Origin of the sequence: Microbacterium sp. LMI12-1-1.1 (genome assembly GCF_040676455.1) — a bacterium.
Taxonomy (GTDB): Bacteria; Actinomycetota; Actinomycetes; order Actinomycetales; family Microbacteriaceae; genus Microbacterium.
In genome coordinates this window covers 250,005-270,812 of sequence record NZ_JBEGIA010000016.1, presented here as the reverse complement: position 1 = coordinate 270,812, position 20,808 = coordinate 250,005, and the positions used below count along the sequence as shown (strand labels likewise).

Below are 20,808 nucleotides of genomic sequence, written 5' to 3'. Positions count from 1 at the left end.
TCATCCCGTCAGCTCCGCCACCGACTGCTCGCCCGTTCACGAGGCGCGCATCGTCTCCTCGGAGACGCCGCCGTCGGCGTGCTCGCCGTCGAGCATGCGCTGCCAGATCTGCGGGAACTCGGGCATCGTCTTGGCGGTGGTGCCGATGTCGTCGACCTCGACGCCCGGTACGGCCAGGCCGATGAGAGCACCGGTGGTCGCCATGCGGTGGTCGTGGGAGGCGTGCCACACGCCGCCGTGGAGCGGGCGCGGCACGATGCGGATGCCGTCGGGAAGCTCTTCCGCCTCTCCGCCCAGGCCGCGCAGCTCGGCGACGAGTGCCGCGATGCGGTCGGTCTCGTGTCCGCGGATATGGCCGATCCCGTGGAGCGTCGAGGGCGAGTCGGCGAACGCGGCGAGCGCGAAGATCGTGGGGGTGAGTTCGCCGGCGGCCGACAGGTCGAGGTCGACGCCCTGGATGCCGGCGCCGCCGGTGACGGTGAGCGCCCCGCCGCGGCGGACCGCGCGAGCACCCATCAGGGAGAGGATGTCGGTGAGCATGGCGCCAGGCTGCGTCGAGTGGGCCGGCCAGCCGGTGACCGACACGGAGCCGCCGACGACCATCGCGGCGGCGAGGAACGGCGCGGCGTTCGACAGGTCGGGCTCGATGGCGACGTCCTTGCCGCGGATGGGTCCCGCCGGCACGATCCATTCGCCGACGCCCGGACGCTCGACGTGCACGCCGCGGTGGGCGAGGGCCTCGACGGTCATGTCGATGTGCGGAATGCTAGGAAGCCGCTCGCCCGAGTGGCGGAGCTGCAGGCCGACGTCGAATCGCGGCGCGGCCAGCAGCAGGCCGGACACGAATTGGCTCGAGGCGCTGGCGTCGATCGTGACCTCGCCGCCGCGGACGTGCCCGTGCCCGCGGATGCTGAACGGCAGTGCCCAGTGGCCGCCGTCGTCGATGTCGACCCCTACGTCGCGCAGCGCCGTGATCATCGCGCCCATCGGGCGGTGCAACGCGCTCTCGTGCGCCGTGACGGTGACGTCGCCGCGGGCGAACCCGCCGAGCCCGGCGACGAAGCGCATGACGGTGCCGGCCTGTCCGCAGTTCACCTCGGTGCCGCCGCGCAGCGGCCACACCGGCGTCACCTCGATGTCGTCGCCATACCGCCCGGTGCCGGGGACCAGCTCGATCCCGACGCCGAGCGAGCGCAGCGCGTCGATCATGCGAGCCGAATCGTCGGAGTGCAGCGGGGCGATGAGGCGGCTCGGAGCGTCGGCGAGAGAGGCGAGGATGAGCTCGCGATTCGTCAGCGACTTCGAGCCGGGGACGGTCACCGTCGCGTGCAGCGGCCCGTCCGCCACCGGAGCGTGCCAGTGGCCGCGCCCGATCGGCGCGGAGGTCGGGGAATACGCGTCGGCTGTCATCGGGTTCTACCCTACTGAACCCGGTCGACAGTGGCCGGGAGCCACCCACTGAGCGGAGCCGGATGTTCGCCACTCTCGATCGCCTCGATCTCGAGGCGCCGCTGCAGAGCGAGCCCGTCGTGCGGGTCCCAGGCGGCGTGCAAGCCGCCGCCGTAGACTGGCGCGTGATGAGCGACCCGATCGACCAGACGGACCAGGTGCAGGATCCGCGTGCGCAGTTCGAAGAGCAGGCACTGCCCTTCATGGACCAGTTGTACGCGGCCGCCATGCGCATGACTCGCAATCCCGCGGACGCGGCAGACCTGGTGCAGGAGACCTTCGTCAAGGCGTTCGCGTCGTGGAAGACCTTCACCCAGGGCACGAACCTCAAGGCGTGGCTGTACCGCATCCTGACGAACACCTACATCAACACGTATCGCAAGAAGCAGCGCGAGCCGTACCAGGGCACGATCGACGACCTCGAGGACTGGCAGCTCGGCGGCGCCGAGTCGACCACCGCGTCGAGCACCCGCTCGGCCGAGGCCGAGGCCATCGACCACATGCCCGCGTCGGTCGTGAAGGACGCGCTGCAGTCCATCCCGGAGGACTTCCGGCTGGCGGTGTACCTCGCCGACGTCGAGGGCTTCGCCTACCAGGAGATCGCCGACATCATGAAGACACCCATCGGCACGGTCATGAGCCGCCTGCATCGTGGCAGGCGGATGCTTCGTGAGCTGCTGGCCGACTACGCAAGAGAGCGCGGCATCGCGACTGCCGCCACGAGGAGCACGAAATGACCGACTGCGGCTGTGAGAAGGCGCGGCGCGACCTGGAGGAGTACCTGCGCCACGAGGTCTGCAAGACCGAGCAGAGCGACATCGCCGAGCACCTGGAGCACTGCGCGGGCTGCCGCGACGAGGCCCTGGTGGCGCGCACCCTCACCGAAGTGGTGGCGCGGGCGTGCAAGGAGAGTGCACCCGAGGAGCTGCGCGATCAGGTGCTGGCGAAGCTCCGGGCGGTCCAGGCGGCGCACTGACGCCGCTCGCGCCGGCCGTCAGCCGGCGGGCGTGAAGATGGTGAGTGCGCCGGGCGCGACGTCGACCGTCAGCGGCAGCGCGCCGATCGGGTCTCCGTCCGCATAGGCGGTCACGCCCGGCGACGAGAGCCGCACCGAGCGCACCCGCCGGATCGACACCTCGGGCACCGTGCCGTGCGTGCCGCGGTAGACGCGCGGCAGCAGTCTCAGCAGACGCAGGCGGCCGGCGGGACGGACCAGCACGAGATCGAGCAGGCCGTCGGCCGGGTCGGCGTCCGGGCAGATCGGGATGCCGCCGCCATACGTGCGCCCGTTTCCCACCGTCGCCATCACGAGGTCGCCGCGCTGCTGCACCCGGGTTCCGTCGGCGAGCTCGAGCTCGACCTCGTACGGGATGCCGGCCAGCGTCAGGAACTCGACGAGGATCGCGATGTTGTACCGGGAGCCGCCTCGCGGCCATCGCATCGCGTTGGCGCGGTCGTTGACCTTCGAGTCGAAGCCGCTGGCGAGAACGGACCCGAAGTACCGGGTCGAGCCGTCGTCGCGCGTGACGCGCGCCAGGTCGATGCGGCGCGTGCGGCCGCCTGCGATCGCGTCGGCGGCCGCGGCGACGTCGAGCTCTCGCAGCCCGAGCGTGGCTGCGAAGTCGTTGCCGCTGCCCGACGGCACGATTCCCAGCGGGATCCCGGTGCCGGCGACCTCCTGGATCGCGAGGTTCACGGTGCCGTCGCCCCCCGCGACGGCGACGGCATCCACTCCGACCTGGATCGCGGCGCGCAGCAGCGCGGACGATTCCGCCGCGCTCCCGCCGCTGAGGATCGAGGTCTGCACCCCGTGGGTGCGCAGCCGCTCGGCAGCCTGGGTGGCGGCTCCCGTGTGGGCCCCTGCCCGCGCGGCGGGGTTGACCAGGAGGGCGACCTTCATGCGGGATCGGCCGGCGTGGTGACGAGGGTGCCCGGGTTCATGATCCCGGCGGGGTCGAGGACGGCCTTCACCGCGCGGAGCACCTCGAGGCCGAGCGCGCCGATCTCCGCCTCGAGATACGGGCGGTGATCGCGGCCGACTGCGTGGTGGTGGGTGATCGTGCCGTGAGCGTCTCCGATCGCCCGGGAGGCGGCATCCTTCGCCCGCGCCCACTGGCCCTGCGGGTCGTCGGTGAGCGCCGCGACCACGGTGAAGTAGAGCGAGGCGCCCGCCGGGTACACGTGCGAGATGTGGCACAGCACGATCGGCTTGGTGCCCGTCGCGGTGAGGCTCTCGGTCAGCGCGGCGGTGACGGCGCGCTTGAGCGCCGGCAGGTTCGCCCACGTCGTCGCCGTCTCGAGTGTTTCGGCGAGGACGCCGACGTCCATCAGCGTGTCGCGCAGCGCGGGAGATGCGAAGCGCCCACGCTCCCACGAGCGGGCCGGATCCTCGCCGCGCGACGTCGCCCCGTGTGCGGTGAAGACGGAGTGGAGATCATCGCGCGCAGCGTCCGCGTCCGCTGACGTCGTGCCTTCGAAGGTCGCGACGGCCAGGCATCCGCGCAGCCGGGTGAGGTGGCCGCCCATCGCGGCGTTCACGCGCGTCTCGGTCTCGTCGCTGAGCCGGAGGACGGTGGGACGGATGCCGCGCTGCGTGGCCTCGCGGAACGCCGCCGATCCGGACGCGAAGTCGGGGAAGGACCATGCCCGGTACGCGGTCGCCGCGGGGATGGGCCTCACGCGCACGGTGATCTCGGTGAGCACGCCGAACGCGCCCTCCGAGCCCAGGAGGAGCTGCCGCAGGTCGGGGCCGGCGGCGCTGGCGGGGGAGCGGCCGAGGCTGAGATCACCGGCCGGCGTGGCGGCGCGGAGGGCGTGGACGAGGTCGTCGAAGCGACCGTAGCCGCGCGAGGCCTGGCCGCTCGACCGCGTCGCGGCGTAGCCGCCGAGCGAGGCGTAGGCGAAGCTCTGCGGGAAGTGGCCGAGGGTCAAGCCGTGCTCAGCGAGCAGCTCCTCGGCCTGCGGACCGGTCGTGCCGGCCCCGAAGGTGGCCAGGAGCGACACCTCGTCGAGCGCGAGGAGGGCAGCGGTCCGGCTGAGATCCAGCGCGATCACGGCGTGGTGTGCCCCGCGCACGGGATCGACCCCGCCGACGACCGATGTGCCCCCGCCGAAGGGGATGACGGCGATCCCGCGCTCCGTGCAGAGCCGCAGCACGGCGCCGACCTCGTCGTGACCGGCAGGGCAGACGACGGCGTCGGGGGCGGCCTGGGGATCGTCGAGGCGGCGGCGCAGCAGGTCGGGCGTGCTCTTCCCGCCGAGGTGACTCATCCGCACGGCGTCATCGCGCGTCGCGTGCGCGCTGCCCACGATCGCCGCGAGGGCGTCGAGGTCGGCGTCCGCGAGCTGCGAGGGCGCGAGGACCGGCGCCGCGCGATGCGGCACCGGATGCGCCTTGCCGGGCAGCAGTGTCGCAACGATCGCCTTCGCTGCGGCCGGGAGGCGCGCGGGCTCGTCGCCCCAGGCATCCCAGCGGCCGCGAGGGCGCGGCGCGGGGATCGCGAGCGGACGCGGCGGGGGAGCAGGGTCGCTCGAAGTGTCGGTGTGCGCCGTCGCAGCCATGGCGACAGTATGACACATTCTGTATGGTTGTCACATGCCCGATGGAGCGCTCGACACGGAGACCGCGATCCTGGACGCCGCGCTGGCGGAGGTGCTGGCGCACGGGATCCGCCGGACGACGGCATCCGATATCGCCCGTCGCTGCGGAATCGCACGGCAGACGCTGTACCGCTACTGGCCCGACGCGCAGGCGGTCTTCGCCGCCCTCGTCACGCGAGAGCTCGTGGCGGCACTTCCCGCGGGCGAGCGCGAGTGCACCGACCTCGATGAACTCGCCGCTCTGCTGGTCGAGACCGCCGACCGGGTGCGCCGGCTGCCGCTTGTCGACCGGCTGCGCGACACCGATCCCGAGCTCTTCGCGCACTACATCCTCGACCGGCTCGGCACGAGCCAGCGGGCCATCCACGCCGAGACCGCCCGGCGCATCGTCGCCGGGCAGCGAGCCGGCTATGTGCGTCCGGGCGACTCCGCCCAGCTGGCCGCGATGGTGCTGCTCATCGCGCAGTCCGCCGTGCAGTCCGCACCGCTGGTGGCGGAGTGGCTGCCGGACGACGCCTGGCGCACCGAGCTCGGGCACGCGCTGCGCGGCTACCTCTCACCCTCCGGCGAGCAGACCCGATGACGTCGCGGATCGTCGGGCGCACGCCGCTCGCATCGGCTCTCACCGCGGCCCGCCGTGCGCGGGAACTCGACGCGCTCGCCGGCGCTCGCGAGATCGATCTGCTCGTCGTCGGCGGCGGCATCACGGGAGTGGGGATCGCCCTGGATGCCGCCAGCCGGGGGCTGCGCACCGTCCTGGTCGAACGGCACGACCTCGCGCACGGGACCAGCCGCTTCAGCTCGAAGCTCGTGCACGGCGGCCTGCGCTACCTCGCCTCGGGGCAGGTCGGCATCGCCCGCGAGAGCGCACTCGAGCGGCACATCCTGCTCACGCGCACGGCGCCACACCTCACGCGCGCGCTGGCACAGGTCATGCCGCTGCACGGGCCGGGTCACCTGTCGCGCGGCGCCTACATCGGACTGGGGTACGAACTGGGCGATGGGCTCCGCCGCGCGGTGGGCACCCCGGGCGCTCTCCTGCCCGGCCCCGGCGCGATCAGTCGCGGCGAGACCCTCCGCCTCGCCCCGTCCGTGCGCGCCGATGGCCTGCGCGGAGGTGTGCGGGGCTGGGACGGTCAGCTCATCGACGATGCCCGGCTGGTCGTCGCCGTCGCGCGGACGGCCGCCGGGTACGGGGCATCCGTCCTCACGCGTGTCGAGGCGCTCTCGGCGTCCGGGCGCACTGCGACCCTGCGCGATCTGGTGACAGGTGCGACCGTCGACGTCCGCGCCCGGGCAGTGGTGAGCGCCACGGGCGTCTGGGCGGGAGACCTGGATCCGCAGGTGCGGCTGCGGCCGAGCCGGGGCACCCACCTGGTGGTCTCGACGGAGCGGCTCGGCGGATCGGACGTCTCCCTCACGGTTCCGATCCCGGGATCGAGCAGCCGCTTCGTGTTCACCCTCCCGGCGCAGCACGGCCGCACCTACATCGGGCTCACGGACGTGCCGGCCGACGGGCCGATCCCGGAGGTCGCGCACGCGACCGAGCCCGAGATCGACACTCTGCTCGGCACCGTCAACACCGTGCTTGCGGATCCCCTCCAGCGCGCCGATGTGCTGGCGACCTTCGCGGGCCTGCGTCCGCTGCTGGCGGGCCAGCACGACGACGACACCAGCGACCTGTCGCGTCGCCACGAGCTCATCGAGTCGTCGTCCGGCGTGCTCAGCATCGTCGGCGGCAAGCTCACCACCTACCGGCGCATGGCGGAGGATGCCGTGGACGCCGTCATCCGCCGCGACCCCGGGCTGCCGTCGCGGCCCTCGCTCACCCGGTCGATCCCGCTCGTGGGGGCGTGGCCGCGGCCTCGGCTGGGTGAGATCGCCGCGCCACCGCGCCTCGTGCGCCGCTTCGGCGCCGAGGCGCCGTACGCGGCGTCGCTGCCCGAGGGGCCAGGGGCGGCGTGCGGCGTGACGCCGCAGGAGCTTCAGTGGGGCGTCGCCGTCGAGGGTGCGCTCAGCATCTCCGACCTCCTCGACCGGCGCACGCGACTGGGCCTGGTCGAGGCGGACCGTGCGAGCTCGACGGATGCCGCCGCCGCGGCATTCGCCCGCGCGGGCGTGGAACCGCTCGAGGACTGACCGGCACCGACGTGGAGGGTCCTCAACTGAGGACAGGAGCCGAGATGAGGGTCGACACGCCGTGGCGGGTTCCGCATCTCGGCGCAGCTCCTCAACTGAGGACCGTGCCCGTTCTCCTCGGCTGAGGACCGCACCCATCTGCTCGCAGCGGACCGGCGTCGAGTGGCTCCGGGGTTGGCAGGATTCCGTCCCAGGACGGCGGCGAGGACCGTCGAGGTGAAGACGACGACGCCCACGGGCTGACGCGATCCGGCCCCGGACGCGTCCTCACGGAGGAGAGCGTCCGGGGCCGGATCGGCGAACTCGTGGCCTAGACCGTGAGCGCCTGCTGCATGATGGCGGCCTGCTCGGCGGCGTGCACCTTCGGCGATCCGGTCGCCGTCGATGCCGCGGACGCCCGCGAGACGCGGCTGATGGTGCGGCCACGCAGGTGCTTCACGACCTCGAGCGCGATGAACGGCCACGCACCCTGGTTCTCGGGCTCGTCCTGCACCCACACCAGCTCGGCGTTCGGGTACGAGTCGATGACGGCGTTGAGCTCTTCGACCGGGGCCGGGTAGTACTGCTCCAGGCGGACGAGCGCGATCGCCGGGTTCGGGTTCTTCTCCAGCTCGGCGCGCAGATCCCAGTGGATCTTGCCGGCGTGCAGCAGCACGCGCTTGACGGCGGACTTGTCGACGCCGCGGTCGTCGTCGAGTACCGGCTCGAACCGTCCGGTGAGGAAGTCGTCGACCGGGCTCGTCGCCCCGCGCAGGCGCAGCATCGCCTTGGGCGTGAACACGATGAGCGGGCGGCGGGGACGCGCGTACGCCTGGCGGCGCAGCAGGTGGAAATACGAGGCGGGCGTGGACGGCCGCGCGACCGTCATGTTGTCCTGCGCGCACATCTGCAGGTACCGCTCGATGCGTGCCGACGAGTGATCGGGGCCCTGACCCTCGTAGCCGTGGGGGAGGAGCAGCACGACGCTCGACTGCTGGCCCCACTTCTGGTCCGCCGACGAGATGAACTCGTCGACGACCGACTGCGCGCCGTTGCCGAAGTCGCCGAACTGCGCTTCCCACAGCACCAGCGAATCGGCGCGCTCGACCGAGTAGCCGTACTCGAACGCCATCGCCGCGTACTCGCTGAGCAGCGAGTCGTAGACGTAGAAGCGGCCCTGGTCCTCGCTGAGGTTCGTGAGCGGGATCCACTCCTGTCCGTTGGAGCGGTCGTGGAGCACGGCGTGCCGCTGCACGAACGTGCCGCGACGCGAGTCCTGGCCGGCGAGGCGGACGTTGGTCTTCTCGAGCAGCAGCGAGCCGAACGCCAGCAGCTCGCCGAAGCCCCAGTCGATCGAGCCGTTGCGGCTCATGTCGAGGCGCTTGTCGAGCAGCTGCTGCAGCTTGTTGTGGACCGTGAAGTTCTCGGGCTTGTTGACGAAGGTGTCGCCGATGAGGCTGATCATCTCGCGCGAGACGCCCGTGGTGTCGGGCTCGCCGGCCGCGGGCTGGGCGGCGGCGGCCTCCGGGGCGACCACCGGCGACGAGCCGGTCTCAGCCGCATGGGTCTCGGCGAAGGCGATCTCGAGGCGGTTCTGGAAGTCCTGCTTCGCCTTCTCGTACTCCTCCTCGGTGATGTCGCCGCGGCCGACCAGGGCCTCGGTGTACAGCCGGCGCACCGAGCGCTTCGCCTCGATGAGGTTGGTCATGAGCGGCTGCGTCATCGAGGGGTCGTCGCCCTCGTTGTGTCCGCGGCGGCGGTAGCAGACGAGATCGACGACGACATCGCGGTGGAAGCGCTCGCGGTAGGCGAAAGCCAGCTGGGCGACCCGCGTCACGGCTTCGGGATCGTCGCCGTTCACGTGGAAGATCGGCGCCTGGATCGTCTTGGCGACGTCGGTGGCGTACACCGAGGTGCGCGCGTCGGTGGGCGTCGTGGTGAAGCCGACCTGGTTGTTGACGACCACGTGCACCGTGCCGCCCGTGCGGTAGCCGCGCAGCTGCGACATCTGCAGAGTCTCGACCACGACGCCCTGGCCCGAGAAGGCCGCGTCGCCGTGCACGAGGATCGGCAGCCAGGTGAAGGTGCCGATCGGCTTGCGGTCCTGCTTCGCGCGGACGATGCCCTCGAGCACTCCGTCGACCGTCTCGAGGTGCGAGGGGTTCGCGGCGAGGTACACCGGCAGCTCGGACCTGTTGTCTGCGACGAACGTGCCCTCGGTGCCGAGGTGGTATTTGACGTCGCCCGATCCGCTCTTCGAGCCGATGGCGACGGACCCCTCGAACTCGCGGAACACCTGGCCGTAGGTCTTGCCGGCGATGTTGGTCAGCACGTTGAGGCGGCCGCGGTGGGCCATGCCGATCGCGGCGCCGTCGAGGCCGGCCTCGGCCGCACCCTGCAGGATCTCGTCGAGGAGGGGGATCAGCGACTCGCCGCCTTCGAGGCTGAAGCGCTTCTGCCCGACGTACTTCGTCTGCAGGAACGTCTCGAACGCCTCGGCCTGGTTGAGCTTGTCGAGGATGCGCAACTGCTCGTCGTGACCGGGCTTCTGGTACTTGATCTCGACGTTCTCCTGGAACCACGCGCGCTGCCCGGGGTCCTGGATGTGCATGTACTCGATGCCGATCGTGCGGCAGTAGGAGTCGCGCAGCACACCGAGGATGTCGCGGAGCTTCATCTGACGCTTACCGCCGAACCCGTTCGTGACGAACTCGCGGTCGAGGTCCCAGAACGTCAGGCCGTGGTTCTCGATCTCCAGGTCGGGGTGCGTGCGCTGCACGTACTCGAGCGGGTCGGTGTCGGCCATCAGGTGGCCGCGGACGCGGAACGAGTTGATGAGCTCCTGCACCCGCGCGGTCTTGTCGACGCGCTCGGCGAGGTCGACGTTGATGTCGGCGGCCCAGTGGATCGAGGCGTACGGGATGCGCAGCGCCGCGAAGATGTCGTCGTAGAAGCCGCGCTGGCCGATGAGCAGCTCGTGCACCTTCTTGAGGAACTCGCCCGAGCCCGCACCCTGGATGACGCGGTGGTCGTACGTGCTGGTGAGCGTGATCGTCTTGCCGATCGCGAGCTCGTTGAGCGTCTTGTCGCTCGCGCCCTGGAACTCGGCGGGGTACTCGAGCGCACCGGCGCCGACGATGCAGCCCTGCCCCTTCATGAGGCGCGGCACCGAGTGGACGGTGCCGATGCCGCCGGGGTTGGTCAGCGAGATCGTGGTGCCCTGGAAGTCCGCGGCGGTCAGCTTGTTGCCGCGCGCGCGGACGACGAGGTCCTCGTAGGTCGTGAGGTATTCGTTGAACGTGAGCTGCTCGGCGCGCTTGATGCTCGGCACGAGCAGGGCCCGGGTGCCGTCAGGGCGCGGCAGGTCGATCGCGATGCCGAGGTTGATGTGCGCCGGGGCGACGACGGACGGCTTGCCGTCGATCTCGGCGTAGAACACGTTCTGGCTCGGGAACTCCTTGAGCGCCTGGATGATCGCCCAGCCGATGAGGTGCGTGAAGCTCACCTTGCCGCCGCGCGTGCGCGACATGTGGTTATTGATGACGATGCGGTTGTCGATCATCAGCTTGGCCGGCACGGTGCGCACGCTCGTCGCGGTCGGAACCGTCAGCGACTCGTCCATGTTCGCCGCGAGCGTCTTCGGCATGCCCTTGAGCGTCGTGACGACGTCGGCCTGCGGCTGGGGCTGCTCGGTCGAGGACGACGGCTGGGCCTTGGGTGCCTGCGCCGGGATCGGCTGCGGTGCGGCCGGGCGCGCGGTGGTGCGCGCCACCGGCTGTGCGCCGATCACGGGGATCGGGGCGGTCACCGGTCGGGGCTCCTCGGATGCCGCCGGCGGGGTTGCTCCCGCGGCCGGGGTCTCCGGAGCCGGCGCGGAAGGCGCCGTCGGTGCTGCGCCGTCGGCAGGGTGGTAGGCCTCGAGAACGGGCCACCACGCCTTGTCGACGGAGTTCCGGTCGATTTTGAACTGTTCGTACAGTTCCTCGACGAGCCACTCGTTGGCTCCGAACTCTCCCTCGTTCGAAACCCCGACGCCCGTCACCTGGCTCGACACGCTGAATCGCCTGCTTTCATCGGTGAAGTTCTGGGATGCGCGCGGGGCGCTGAAAGCCCGCACACGCGACGGTTAAGCCTAGCCCAGTCTGGGCGGGCCGTTCCGGCCCCACCGGCTGCGGAGGCTGAAAGAATCCGCAGGATTATCCGCACAGGAACTGTCACTACCCTTGGCGCTCATGGAGTTCTACGGCGAAACACCCGACGTCGACCTGACCTACTCTGACGTCTTCCTCGTTCCGCGGCGTTCGGCGATCACCAGTCGCCTCGACGTCGACCTCTCGCCCGGCGACGGCACGACGGCGACGCTTCCGCTCGTGTCGGCCAACATGAACTCCGTCACCGGCGCCCGCCTGGCTGCCACGCTCGCACGCCGCGGCGGACTCGGCGTGCTGCCTCAGGACATGCCGCTGCAGGAGCTCGACGCCGCCATCCGCTGGGTGAAGGCGCAGCCGGTCGAGTGGGACACGCCCATGGTCCTGCCCCCGGACGCGACCGTCGCCGACGCCGCGCGGCTGCTCCCCGCCACCGACGGGCACGGCATCGTGGTGGCCGACGCCTCCGCGGCACACGTCGATGCTGACGACATCCTCGGCATCGTGCCGGCGACCCGGCTGGGCACGGCCCTGCCCGACGCGCGCCTCGGCGATCTCGCTCGCGGGCGGGGTGCATCCGTCGACGCCGACGACATCGAGGGCGCGCGCCACGCGTTCGACGTCATCGTCGCCGCCGAGGCCGAGACGGTGGCCGTGTTGCACCACGGCCACCTCGTCGGCACGCTCTCGCGTCGCAGCGCCCTGCGCTCGACGCTGTACCGGCCCGCCGTCGACGCCTCGGGACGCTTGATCGTCGCTGCGGCGATCGGGATCAACGGCGATGTCGCGGCGAAGGCGCAGGCGCTGGCCGCGGCCGGTGTCGACGTGCTCGTCGTCGACACGGCGCACGGCCACCAGGAGGGCATGCTGCGGGCGCTGCGCACCGTCGCCGACCTCGACCTCGGCATCCCGATCGCCGCCGGCAACGTCGTGACCGCCGAGGGCGTGCACGACCTGGTCACCGCCGGCGCGACGATCCTCAAAGTCGGCGTCGGACCCGGCGCGATGTGCACGACCCGCATGATGACGGCGGTGGGCCGGCCCCAGTTCTCCGCGGTCCTCGAGACCGCCGAGGCCGCACGGGTGATGGGCGCGCACGTGTGGGCGGACGGCGGCGTGCGGTACCCCCGCGACGTGGCGCTCGCGCTGGCCGCGGGCGCGGCATCCGTCATGATCGGCTCGTGGTTCGCCGGCACCATCGAGGCTCCCGGAGAGCTGCAGGTCGACGACGCCGGCCGCGCCTACAAGGAATCGTGGGGCATGGCCTCGACGAAGGCGGTCCACGATCGGTTCGGACGCCTCGACCCGTACGAGCTCGCCCGCAAGGAGCTATTCGCCGAGGGGATCTCGTCGTCGAGGATCTACCTCGACCCGTTGCGTCCGGGACTCGAGGACCTGCTCGACATGATCACCTCGGGTGTGCGGTCGTCGTTCACCTACGCCGGCGCGTCGACCGTCGCCGAGTTCCGTGACCGCGCCCTCGTCGGCCTGCAGTCCGCCGCCGGCTACGAAGAGGGCAAGGCGCTCCCCGTCAGCTGGTGAACACGACGGCGGGGTGAACCACTCCGCCGGACGACGCGGGGACTCATCGGTCGGTCTGACGCATACAGGCGCCCGGCGGCGAGGGGTGGCAGCCGACCAGTCGGACTGCGGAACGCCTGCCGTAGACTTGTCGGCACGATGGACGACCCCCCTAGTTGCAGACCCTCGCCCCACCGACCCGCCTCCCGTTCGATCGGGGGTGATGCGTGATGGATTACGTCATGTTGGGCGTGGGGCTTCTGCTCACGATCGGCACCGGCCTGTTCGTGGCGAGCGAGTTCGCTCTCGTCAACCTCGACCGTGCTGATCTCGAATCCCGCCAGGAGGCGGGTGAGACCCGTCTCTCGCTCACGATCAGCGCGCTGCGCATCACGTCGACGCACCTCTCGAGCGCGCAGCTCGGCATCACGCTGACCACGCTCCTCACCGGTTACACGATGGAGCCGGCGATCTCGAACCTGCTCGCACCCGTGTTCGACGCGTGGGGCATCCCGCCCGGCGTCTCGCGACCGCTGGCCGCGATCATCGGCGTCTCGATCGCGACGGTGTTCTCGATGATCATCGGCGAGCTCGTCCCCAAGAACTTCGCGCTCGCCATCCCGCGGCAGACCGCCAAGCTCGTGATGCCGTTCCAAGTCGGGTTCACCACGGTGTTCCGTCCTGCCGTCGCGGTGCTCAACGGCAGCGCGAACGGCGTGCTGCGCGCGGTCGGCATCGAGCCGAAGGAGGAGCTCTCCGGTGCGCGGACGGCCGAGGAGCTGTCGAGCCTCGTCCGCCGCTCCGCCAGCGCGGGCGTGCTGGAGGAGGACACCGCCTCGCTCCTCGACCGCAGCCTCACCTTCGCGCGATTGTCCGCAGCCGACGTCATGACGCCCCGGCCGAGCATCCACGCGCTCGCCGCCGACGACTCCGCCGAGGATGTCATCCAGCTGGCCAGACGCACCGGGCACAGCCGCTTCCCGGTATACGGCGAGTCCATGGACGACATCACCGGCATCGTGCATCTCAAGGCGGCGGTGGGTGTGCCCCGCAAGCGCCGCGCCGACGTGCCCGCCGCCGCGCTCGCGACCGAGCCGCTGCGCTTCCCCGAGGCGGTCCACCTCGATGTGCTCATGTCCGAGCTGCGCGCCCGCGGCTATCAGATGGCCGTGGTCGTCGACGAGTACGGCGGCACCGCGGGCGTCGTCACGCTCGAAGACCTCGTCGAGGAGATCGTCGGTGAGGTGCTCGACGAGCACGACCGTCGCCGCGCGGGCATCGTGCGCGTCGAAGACACTGTCATCTTCCCCGGCGAGCTGCGCCCCGATGAGGTGCGCGATCGCACCGGCATCCGCATCCCCGAGGGCGACGTGTACGACACCGTGGGCGGCTACATCATGAGCGTGCTCGAACGCATCCCGGTCGCCGGCGACACCGTCGAGATCGAGGACGGCGCCCTCGAGGTGCAGCGCATGGAAGGACGACGCGTGGACCGCGTCCGGTTCACGCCGACTCCGATGCCGCACGAGGACGCGGCGATCGAGGCAGGTGATCGCCGATGAGCGACTGGGCCGGAATCGCCTGGCTGGTGGTGCTGCTCATCGCCAACGCCTTCTTCGTCGGCGCCGAGTTCGCCGTCATCTCCGCGCGCCGCTCGCAGATCGAGCCGCTCGCCGAGAAGGGATCGCGGTCGGCCAAGACCGCGCTGTACGCGATGGAGCACGCGACGCTCATGCTGGCGACGAGCCAGCTCGGCATCACGATCTGCTCGCTGCTGATCCTGAACGTCTCGGAGCCAGCCATCCACCACCTCCTGGCAGGGCCGCTGGGTCTCACCGGATGGTCGGAGGCCGTCGTGGACGGTGTCGCGTTCGGGGTCGCACTCGTGCTGGTGTCGTACCTGCACGTCGTCTTCGGCGAGATGGTGCCCAAGAACCTCGCGTTCTCGGTGCCGGATCGCTCCGTCCTCATGCTCGCCACTCCGCTGGTGTGGGTGTCGAAGCTGTTCCATCCGATCATCGTGAGCCTCAACTGGATCGCCAACCACGTGGTGCGCCTGTTCCGCGTCGAGCCGAAGGACGAGGCCGCCTCGACCTTCACTCTCGAAGAGGTCGCGACGATCGTGAACCAGTCGCGCATCGAGGGGGTTCTCGACGACACGGCAGGCACCGTGTCGGCCGCGCTGGAGTTCACCGACAAGAAGGCCGCCGAAGTCGCGGTGCCGCTGTCGCAGCTCGTGACGCTCCCCGAGACCACGACCCCTGCCGAGATCGAGCGCGCGGTCGCCAAGCACGGCTTCTCGCGCTACGTGATCGTCGACGAGGCGGGCGTGCCGGTCGGCTACGTGCACCTCAAGGACATCCTGCGGGCGGCGGAGGGGCCGGATGCCGCCACCGACGTGGCTCGCCCGATCCCGACCAAGCGCATCCACCACATGGTGCCCGTGCTCGAGTCGACCGACCTCGAGGACGCGCTCGCTCTCATGCGGCGTGCCGGCCGTCACCTCGCCCAGGTGCGCGACGACGCCGGAGAGATCACCGCGGTGCTGTTCCTCGAGGACATCATCGAGGAGCTCATCGGAGAGGTGCAGGACGCGACCCGTCGCCGCGGCTTCTGATCCACGACCACGAGCGGATGCCGCGGCCCTGTGCCGCGGCATCCGCTCATCGTCTTCTTGGTTCTGCGCGGTTCGGGGTGCGTCGCGAACGCGTGGGGCGTGCGGCGTCCGCCCCGAACGCGCGCGGCGCGCCCCAAAACGACCGAGCGCCGGCGGATCAGCGACGGGCGCGGAGGTACTGCTTCGGCCAGTAGTCGATCTCGGCACCGAGCTCGTCGGCCGCGCGCAGTCCGTAGTGCGGGTCGCGCAGCCATTCGCGGCCGGCCATCACGGCGTCGGCGGCGTCTTCGGCGAGCACGCGCTCGGCGTGGGCCGCGTCGTCGATCATGCCGACGGCGTTCACGGGCACACCGGCCTCCCGCCGCACCCGTGCGGCGAGTTCGACCTGGTAGCCCGGGCCCGTCGTCAGCTTCTGGTGGGCGACGAGCCCGCCGCTGGAGATGTCGAAGAAGTCGGCGCCGCGGTCCGCCGCCCAGCGTGCGACGGTCGCCGTCTCGTCGGCATCCCAGCCGCCGTCGGCCCAGTCGGTGGCCGAGAACCGCACGATCACGGGAACGCCGGGAGCGGCATCCGTCAGCGCGTCGAGCACCCGCAGCAGCAGCCGTGCGCGGTTCTCGAGCGAACCGCCGTACTCGTCGTCGCGCCGGTTCGACAACGGGGAGAGGAACTGGTGCAGCAGGTAGCCGTGGGCCCCGTGCAGCTCGAGCACCTGGAATCCGGCGGCGACGGCACGGCGTGCGGCGGACGCGAAATCGGCGACGATGCGATCGATGCCCGCATGGTCGAGAGCGAGTGGCTGGGCGAAGCCGTCGAACGCGATCGCCGACGGGGCGACGGTGCTCCAGCCGCCCTCGTCGGCCGCGACCGATCCGCGCCGGCCCGAGAACGGCCACCACGTCGACGCCTTGCGTCCCGCGTGGGCGAGCTGGACCCCGGCGACCGCGCCGCGGCTGCGGATCGCGGCGACGATCGGCGCCCACGCGTCGCGCTGCTCGTCGTTCCACAGACCGGTGTCGTGTGGCGAGATCCGCCCCTCCGGCGACACTGCCGTCGCCTCGGCGACGATGAGGCCCGCACCGCCTGATGCGAACTGCGCGAGGTGGGTGTGATGCCACTCCTGCGGCACCCCGTCGATCGCGCTGTACTGGCACATCGGCGAGACCCAGAGGCGGTTGCGCACCGTCACGTCGCGCAGCGTGAGAGGGGTGAACAGGCGGGCCATCGGGTCTCCGGATCGGATCGGGTGCGCGGTACTGTGACCACATGGTGAGGACGTGGACGCGCGCCGACACCGCTCGCGCCCTGCGGAGGCCAACGGCCGACGATGACAAGTATTCCCGAGGCGTGCTCGGCATGCGAACGGGCTCCCAGGCGTATCCGGGAGCGGCCGTGCTGGGCGTCGAGGCGGCCTGGCGCACGGGCCTCGGCATGGTGCGCTACCTCGGCCCCGACCGCCCGAGCGATCTGGTGCTCGCGCGCCGGCCAGAGACCGTGACGGCCGACGGGCGGGTGCAGGCGTGGGTGATCGGATCGGGAACGGATGCCGCGGTCCGCACCGCCGCCGACACCGACGCGCTGCGGAGCCTGCTGTCGGACACCGATCCGGTCGTCGTCGACGCGGGTGCGCTGGATCTCGCGGCCGAGGCCACCTCGCCGCGCATCCTCACGCCGCACGACCGTGAGCATGCGCGACTGCGCTCGGCACTCGGTCTCGGCCATGCGCCGGCCGACCGCGCAGCCGCGGCCCGCGAGACCGCCGAGGCCACGGGCGCCGTCGTGCTGCTCAAGGGCGCCGTCACGGTCGTGGTCGCCCCCGACGGATGGACCGCCACGATCGAGTCAGGAACCCCGTGGCTCGCCACCGCCGGCACCGGCGACGTGCTCGCCGGGGTCATCGGCGCCCTCGTCGCCGGCGCGGTGGCGCGGGACGAGCACACGGATGCCGCCGGGCTCGCGGCGATCGCTGCCTCGGGCGCGTGGCTGCACGGGCGGGCGGGCGCCATCGCGGCGATGGGGGCGAGCATCGCCGGGTCGCCGAGTTCGCCGCCCTCGGGGGACGGGCCGATCACGGCGCTGGACGTCGCCGAGGCGCTTCCGCAGGCGGTGGCCGAGGTCCTCGCGCGGGGCTGAGCCACGGCGCGGCCGCGGGGCTGAGCCACGGCGCGGCCGCGGAGTGAGCCGCCGCGCGGCCGCGGAGTGAGCCGCGGCGCGGCCGCGGAGTGAGCCGCGGCGCGGCCGCGGAGTGAGCCGCGGCCTGGCGGCGACCCTGAACCGCTGCGCAGCCGCGCACTGAGCCGCGGCTCGACCGCCGACGCTGAACCGCGGCGCCGCAAGGACGCTGGACCGCGGCGCGGCGGCGTTCTCGCGGCTCCCTAGGATGGTGGGGTGGCGCGACGGGCGGTGGTGTGGGCGGCTTTCGTCCTGGTGCATGCCGTGGTGATCTGGCTCGGTTTCGCGGCCGATCACGCCGCATCGTGGGACGTCGACCAGCTGTACCGGTGGTGGGCGGGACGCACCCTGATGGGTGGGGCCATCCCGGGCATCACCGAGGAGTGGGTCTACCCGCCGCCGGCGCTCCTGCCGATCCTCCTGGTCGGCGCCTTCAGCGGCCTCGTGGACTACACGCTCGGGTGGGGGCTGCTCGTCACGGCGCTCGACGCGGCGGCGTTCGCGGTGCTGCTCGGGAACGCCAGGTCACGCGGCCGCCTGGTCGCCGCCTGGTTCTGGCTCGCCGCCATCCTGGCCCTCGGCGGTGTGGGCATGTTCCGGCTCGACGCGGTCACCGTGCCGCTGGCCGTCGCCGGCGGGCTGTGGCTCGTCGGCCGGCCGTGGCTCGGGTCGGCGCTCCTCGCCGTCGCCACCTGGATCAAGGTCTGGCCGGCGGCGCTGCTCGCTTCGGCTGTGATCGCGGTTCGGCGACGGTCGGCCGTCGTCGGTGGTGTCGCGATCGTCTCGGCCGTCGTGGTGATCGCCGCACTGCTGGCCGGTGGTGGCGGCCACCTGCTCGGCTTCGTCGGCGACCAGACCTCCCGGGGTCTTCAGATCGAGGCTCCGGTCAGCACGGTGTACATGATGCTCGCGGCGGCCGGCGTGCCGGGCGCGACGATCTTCTACGATCGGGACCTGATCACCTTCCAGGTGACCGGCCCCGGCGTGGACCCGGTGATCGCCGTCATGACGCCCGTGCTCATCACGGGGATGCTGGCGATCGCGACGGTCGGGGCCCTCAAGGCGTGGCGGGGAGCGTCGTTCGTCGCGCTGTTCCCGCCGCTCGCCGCCGCACTCGTCCTCGGGTTCATCGTGCTCAACAAGGTCGGCTCGCCCCAGTACATGACGTGGCTCGTGGCGCCCGTCGTCGCCGGGCTCGTCCTCCAGGTGCGGCGCTGGCGGCGGCCGGCGGTTCTGACGCTCGTGATCCTGGCGCTCACACAGCTGATCTTCCCCGTCTGGTACGACGCGATCCTGACGCTCATGCCCGCGGCGGTGGCGCTGCTCGTCGTGCGCAACGTGCTGCTCGTTGGCCTGTTCGCCTGGGTCGTGGTGCGCCTGGCGCGGGTGCGCGTGCGCCGGCCGGTGCCGCTGCGCGTGCCAGAGTAGGTCGGGGCCGCGCCACCGTCGCGGCTCCGCGACACCCCTCGAGAACCGGAGGTTCGAATGCTCGTCGCCTTCTCCGTCGCCCCCAGCGGGACCGGCCGTGCCGACGGCTCGGTGCACGATGCCGTGGCCGCCGCCGTGCGGGTGGTCCGCGACAGCGGCCTGCCGCACCGCACGACGTCGATGTTCACCGAGATCGAGGGGGAGTGGGACGAGGTCTTCGACGTCGTAAAGCGGGCCACCGACGCCGTGGCGCCCTACGGCTCGCGGATCTCGCTCGTGCTCAAGGCCGACATCCGGCCCGGATACACGGGAGAGCTCGACGGCAAGATCGAGCGACTGGAAGCCGCGGTAGAGCGGCAGGAGGTCGACGGCGGGCTCGAGTAGAGGCCGGTCGCACCGCCGCGCTGTCCTATGCGACGTCGGGTGCCGAATCGATTCGACAGCGGGCGCGACCGCCGCTAGCGTGACGTGGTGCCCTCCTCGGACCTGACGACCTCCTCCCTGTCGAAGAAGGCCGCGATGTGGGCGCTCCTGTCGCTCGCCGTCGGCAGCTTCGGCATCGGCATGACCGAGTTCGTGGTGATGGGCCTCCTGCCGAACATCGCGGAGGATCTGCTGCCGTCGCTGTGGGCCACGCGCTCCGAAGATGCGATCGCGCAGGCCGGCTGGCTCATCTCGCTCTACGCGCTGGGCGTGGTCGTCGGTGCTCCGACCATCGCCGGCGCGGTGGCGAAGTATCCGCGCCAGCGGGTCATGATCGGGCTCGCCCTGGCGCTCACCGTCTTCAACGCGCTCACCTTCCTCGCCCCGACGTTCGAGTGGGTCGCGGCATCCCGGTTCCTCGCGGGGCTCCCGCACGGCGCGTACTTCGGCATCGGCGCGCTCGTGGCCGCCGACGTGCTCGGCCCGGGCATGCGCGCGAAGGGCGTCGCGTTCGTGCTGACCGGCCTCACCGTTGCGAACGTGGTCGGTGTGCCGCTCGGGACGTACCTCGGGCAGCAGGTGGGCTGGCGTGCCGCGTTCATGGTGGTGGCGGCCATCTTCGCCGCCGCGACGATCCTCATCGCGTTCTTCGTGCCCGAGCGGCCGGGGGATCCGAGCCGCACGATGCGTGCCGAGCTCAAGGTCTTCCGCATCGGGCAGGTGTGGCTCGCGCTCGGTGTCGGTGCGATCGGCTTCGGCGGCTTCTTCGCGGTCTACAGCTACATCGCCCCGCTGGTGACGGAGGTCGCGGGCTCGCCCGAGTGGGTCGTGCCCATCGTGCTCGTCGTCATGGGCCTCGGCATGACCGTCGGAAACCTCGTCGGCGGGCACCTCGCCGACGTCGACCTCAAGCGCACGCTCATCGGCGGGCTGATCGGGCTCGCCGTCGTGCTCGCGCTCCTCGCCGCCACCGCGGAGTGGATCTGGGCGCTGGGCTTCTTCGTGTTCGCGACAGGCTTCGTCGCGTCGGCGCTCAGTCCCACGATCCAGACGCGCCTGATGGACGTCGCACAGGACAACCAGTCGATCGCCGCGGCGCTCAACCACTCCGCCCTCAACATCGGCAACAGCCTGGGCGCGTTCCTCGGCGGCGTCGTGATCGCGGCGGGCTGGGGCTTCCTCGCGCCCGCGTGGGTCGGCGTGGCGCTCGCCGGCGCCGGTCTCGTGCTCGCTGTGGCGAGCATCGCGGCCGAGCGCCGCCGCGTGCTCGTCGCGGTGTGAGCGTCGCAGCGTGCTCGTCGCGGCGAGAGCGCGGCGTCCGGCATCCGCTCAGCC

General features: G+C 71.6%; 16 protein-coding genes. 11 read left to right on the top strand and 5 right to left on the bottom strand.

The window, feature by feature from the left end; genetic code table 11:
* Positions 1-36 precede the first annotated feature (36 nt).
* Complete coding sequence (gene aroA / locus MRBLMI12_RS19345) at positions 37-1,410, bottom strand: 3-phosphoshikimate 1-carboxyvinyltransferase (protein WP_363357842.1); 1,374 nt, start codon at positions 1,408-1,410, stop codon at positions 37-39.
* A 167-nt stretch (positions 1,411-1,577) separates the two neighbouring features.
* Here aroA and MRBLMI12_RS19340 point away from each other — a divergent pair, with 167 nt between their 5' ends.
* Positions 1,578-2,186: a sigma-70 family RNA polymerase sigma factor gene (locus MRBLMI12_RS19340; protein WP_363358234.1), complete on the top strand. Its 609-nt coding sequence runs from the start codon at positions 1,578-1,580 to the stop codon at positions 2,184-2,186.
* On the top strand, positions 2,183-2,425 hold the full coding sequence (locus tag MRBLMI12_RS19335; RefSeq protein ID WP_349426836.1) for a zf-HC2 domain-containing protein: 243 nt from the start codon (positions 2,183-2,185) through the stop codon (positions 2,423-2,425). The genes MRBLMI12_RS19340 and MRBLMI12_RS19335 overlap by 4 nt, the downstream gene beginning before the upstream one ends.
* 18 nt (positions 2,426-2,443) lie before the next feature.
* On the opposite strand, the gene MRBLMI12_RS19330 is transcribed toward MRBLMI12_RS19335, so the two are convergent.
* Both MRBLMI12_RS19330 and MRBLMI12_RS19325 read right to left on the bottom strand, forming a co-directional pair.
* Positions 2,444-3,349 carry a diacylglycerol kinase gene (locus MRBLMI12_RS19330; protein ID WP_363357841.1) on the bottom strand — a complete coding sequence of 302 codons (906 nt, stop codon included), beginning with the start codon at positions 3,347-3,349 and terminating at the stop codon, positions 2,444-2,446.
* Positions 3,346-5,010 (bottom strand): FAD-binding oxidoreductase, encoded by a 1,665-nt coding sequence (locus tag MRBLMI12_RS19325; RefSeq protein ID WP_363357840.1) that lies wholly within the window; start codon positions 5,008-5,010, stop codon positions 3,346-3,348. Before MRBLMI12_RS19325 ends, MRBLMI12_RS19330 begins: the two co-directional genes overlap by 4 nt.
* A gap of 34 nt (positions 5,011-5,044) precedes the next feature.
* Here MRBLMI12_RS19325 and MRBLMI12_RS19320 point away from each other — a divergent pair, with 34 nt between their 5' ends.
* Positions 5,045-5,632 (top strand): TetR/AcrR family transcriptional regulator, encoded by a 588-nt coding sequence (locus tag MRBLMI12_RS19320; protein ID WP_363357839.1) that lies wholly within the window; start codon positions 5,045-5,047, stop codon positions 5,630-5,632.
* Positions 5,629-7,188, top strand: coding sequence for a glycerol-3-phosphate dehydrogenase/oxidase (locus MRBLMI12_RS19315; RefSeq protein WP_363357838.1), 1,560 nt, complete (start codon positions 5,629-5,631; stop codon positions 7,186-7,188). Before MRBLMI12_RS19320 ends, MRBLMI12_RS19315 begins: the two co-directional genes overlap by 4 nt.
* Before the next feature lie 310 nt (positions 7,189-7,498).
* Here MRBLMI12_RS19315 and MRBLMI12_RS19310 read toward each other — a convergent pair whose 3' ends face one another.
* Positions 7,499-11,221: a multifunctional oxoglutarate decarboxylase/oxoglutarate dehydrogenase thiamine pyrophosphate-binding subunit/dihydrolipoyllysine-residue succinyltransferase subunit gene (locus MRBLMI12_RS19310; RefSeq protein ID WP_363357837.1), complete on the bottom strand. Its 3,723-nt coding sequence runs from the start codon at positions 11,219-11,221 to the stop codon at positions 7,499-7,501.
* A gap of 178 nt (positions 11,222-11,399) precedes the next feature.
* Here MRBLMI12_RS19310 and MRBLMI12_RS19305 point away from each other — a divergent pair, with 178 nt between their 5' ends.
* The 3 genes from MRBLMI12_RS19305 (at position 11,400) to MRBLMI12_RS19295 (ending at position 15,453) form a co-directional block, all read left to right on the top strand.
* On the top strand, positions 11,400-12,857 hold the full coding sequence (locus MRBLMI12_RS19305; protein WP_349426843.1) for a GuaB1 family IMP dehydrogenase-related protein: 1,458 nt from the start codon (positions 11,400-11,402) through the stop codon (positions 12,855-12,857).
* Between the two features lie 209 nt (positions 12,858-13,066).
* Positions 13,067-14,398: a hemolysin family protein gene (locus MRBLMI12_RS19300; protein WP_363357836.1), complete on the top strand. Its 1,332-nt coding sequence runs from the start codon at positions 13,067-13,069 to the stop codon at positions 14,396-14,398.
* Positions 14,395-15,453, top strand: coding sequence for a hemolysin family protein (locus MRBLMI12_RS19295; protein ID WP_363357835.1), 1,059 nt, complete (start codon positions 14,395-14,397; stop codon positions 15,451-15,453). Before MRBLMI12_RS19300 ends, MRBLMI12_RS19295 begins: the two co-directional genes overlap by 4 nt.
* A 157-nt stretch (positions 15,454-15,610) precedes the next feature.
* Here the strand turns inward: MRBLMI12_RS19295 and MRBLMI12_RS19290 are convergent, their stop codons facing one another.
* Positions 15,611-16,675 carry an NADH:flavin oxidoreductase/NADH oxidase gene (locus tag MRBLMI12_RS19290; RefSeq protein ID WP_363357834.1) on the bottom strand — a complete coding sequence of 355 codons (1,065 nt, stop codon included), beginning with the start codon at positions 16,673-16,675 and terminating at the stop codon, positions 15,611-15,613.
* A 41-nt stretch (positions 16,676-16,716) separates the two neighbouring features.
* Here MRBLMI12_RS19290 and MRBLMI12_RS19285 point away from each other — a divergent pair, with 41 nt between their 5' ends.
* The 4 genes from MRBLMI12_RS19285 (at position 16,717) to MRBLMI12_RS19270 (ending at position 20,754) form a co-directional block, all read left to right on the top strand.
* Positions 16,717-17,583 (top strand): ADP-dependent NAD(P)H-hydrate dehydratase, encoded by an 867-nt coding sequence (locus MRBLMI12_RS19285; RefSeq protein WP_363357833.1) that lies wholly within the window; start codon positions 16,717-16,719, stop codon positions 17,581-17,583.
* A gap of 255 nt (positions 17,584-17,838) precedes the next feature.
* A complete protein-coding gene (locus MRBLMI12_RS19280; RefSeq protein WP_363357832.1) occupies positions 17,839-19,050 on the top strand; it encodes a hypothetical protein in 1,212 nt (403 codons plus the stop codon).
* Positions 19,051-19,107: 57 nt separating this feature from the next.
* Positions 19,108-19,434, top strand: a complete 327-nt coding sequence (locus MRBLMI12_RS19275; protein WP_349426849.1) for a thiamine-binding protein — start codon at positions 19,108-19,110, stop codon at positions 19,432-19,434.
* Positions 19,435-19,569: 135 nt separating this feature from the next.
* Positions 19,570-20,754 carry an MFS transporter gene (locus MRBLMI12_RS19270; protein ID WP_363358233.1) on the top strand — a complete coding sequence of 395 codons (1,185 nt, stop codon included), beginning with the start codon at positions 19,570-19,572 and terminating at the stop codon, positions 20,752-20,754.
* Positions 20,755-20,808: the final 54 nt, after the last annotated feature.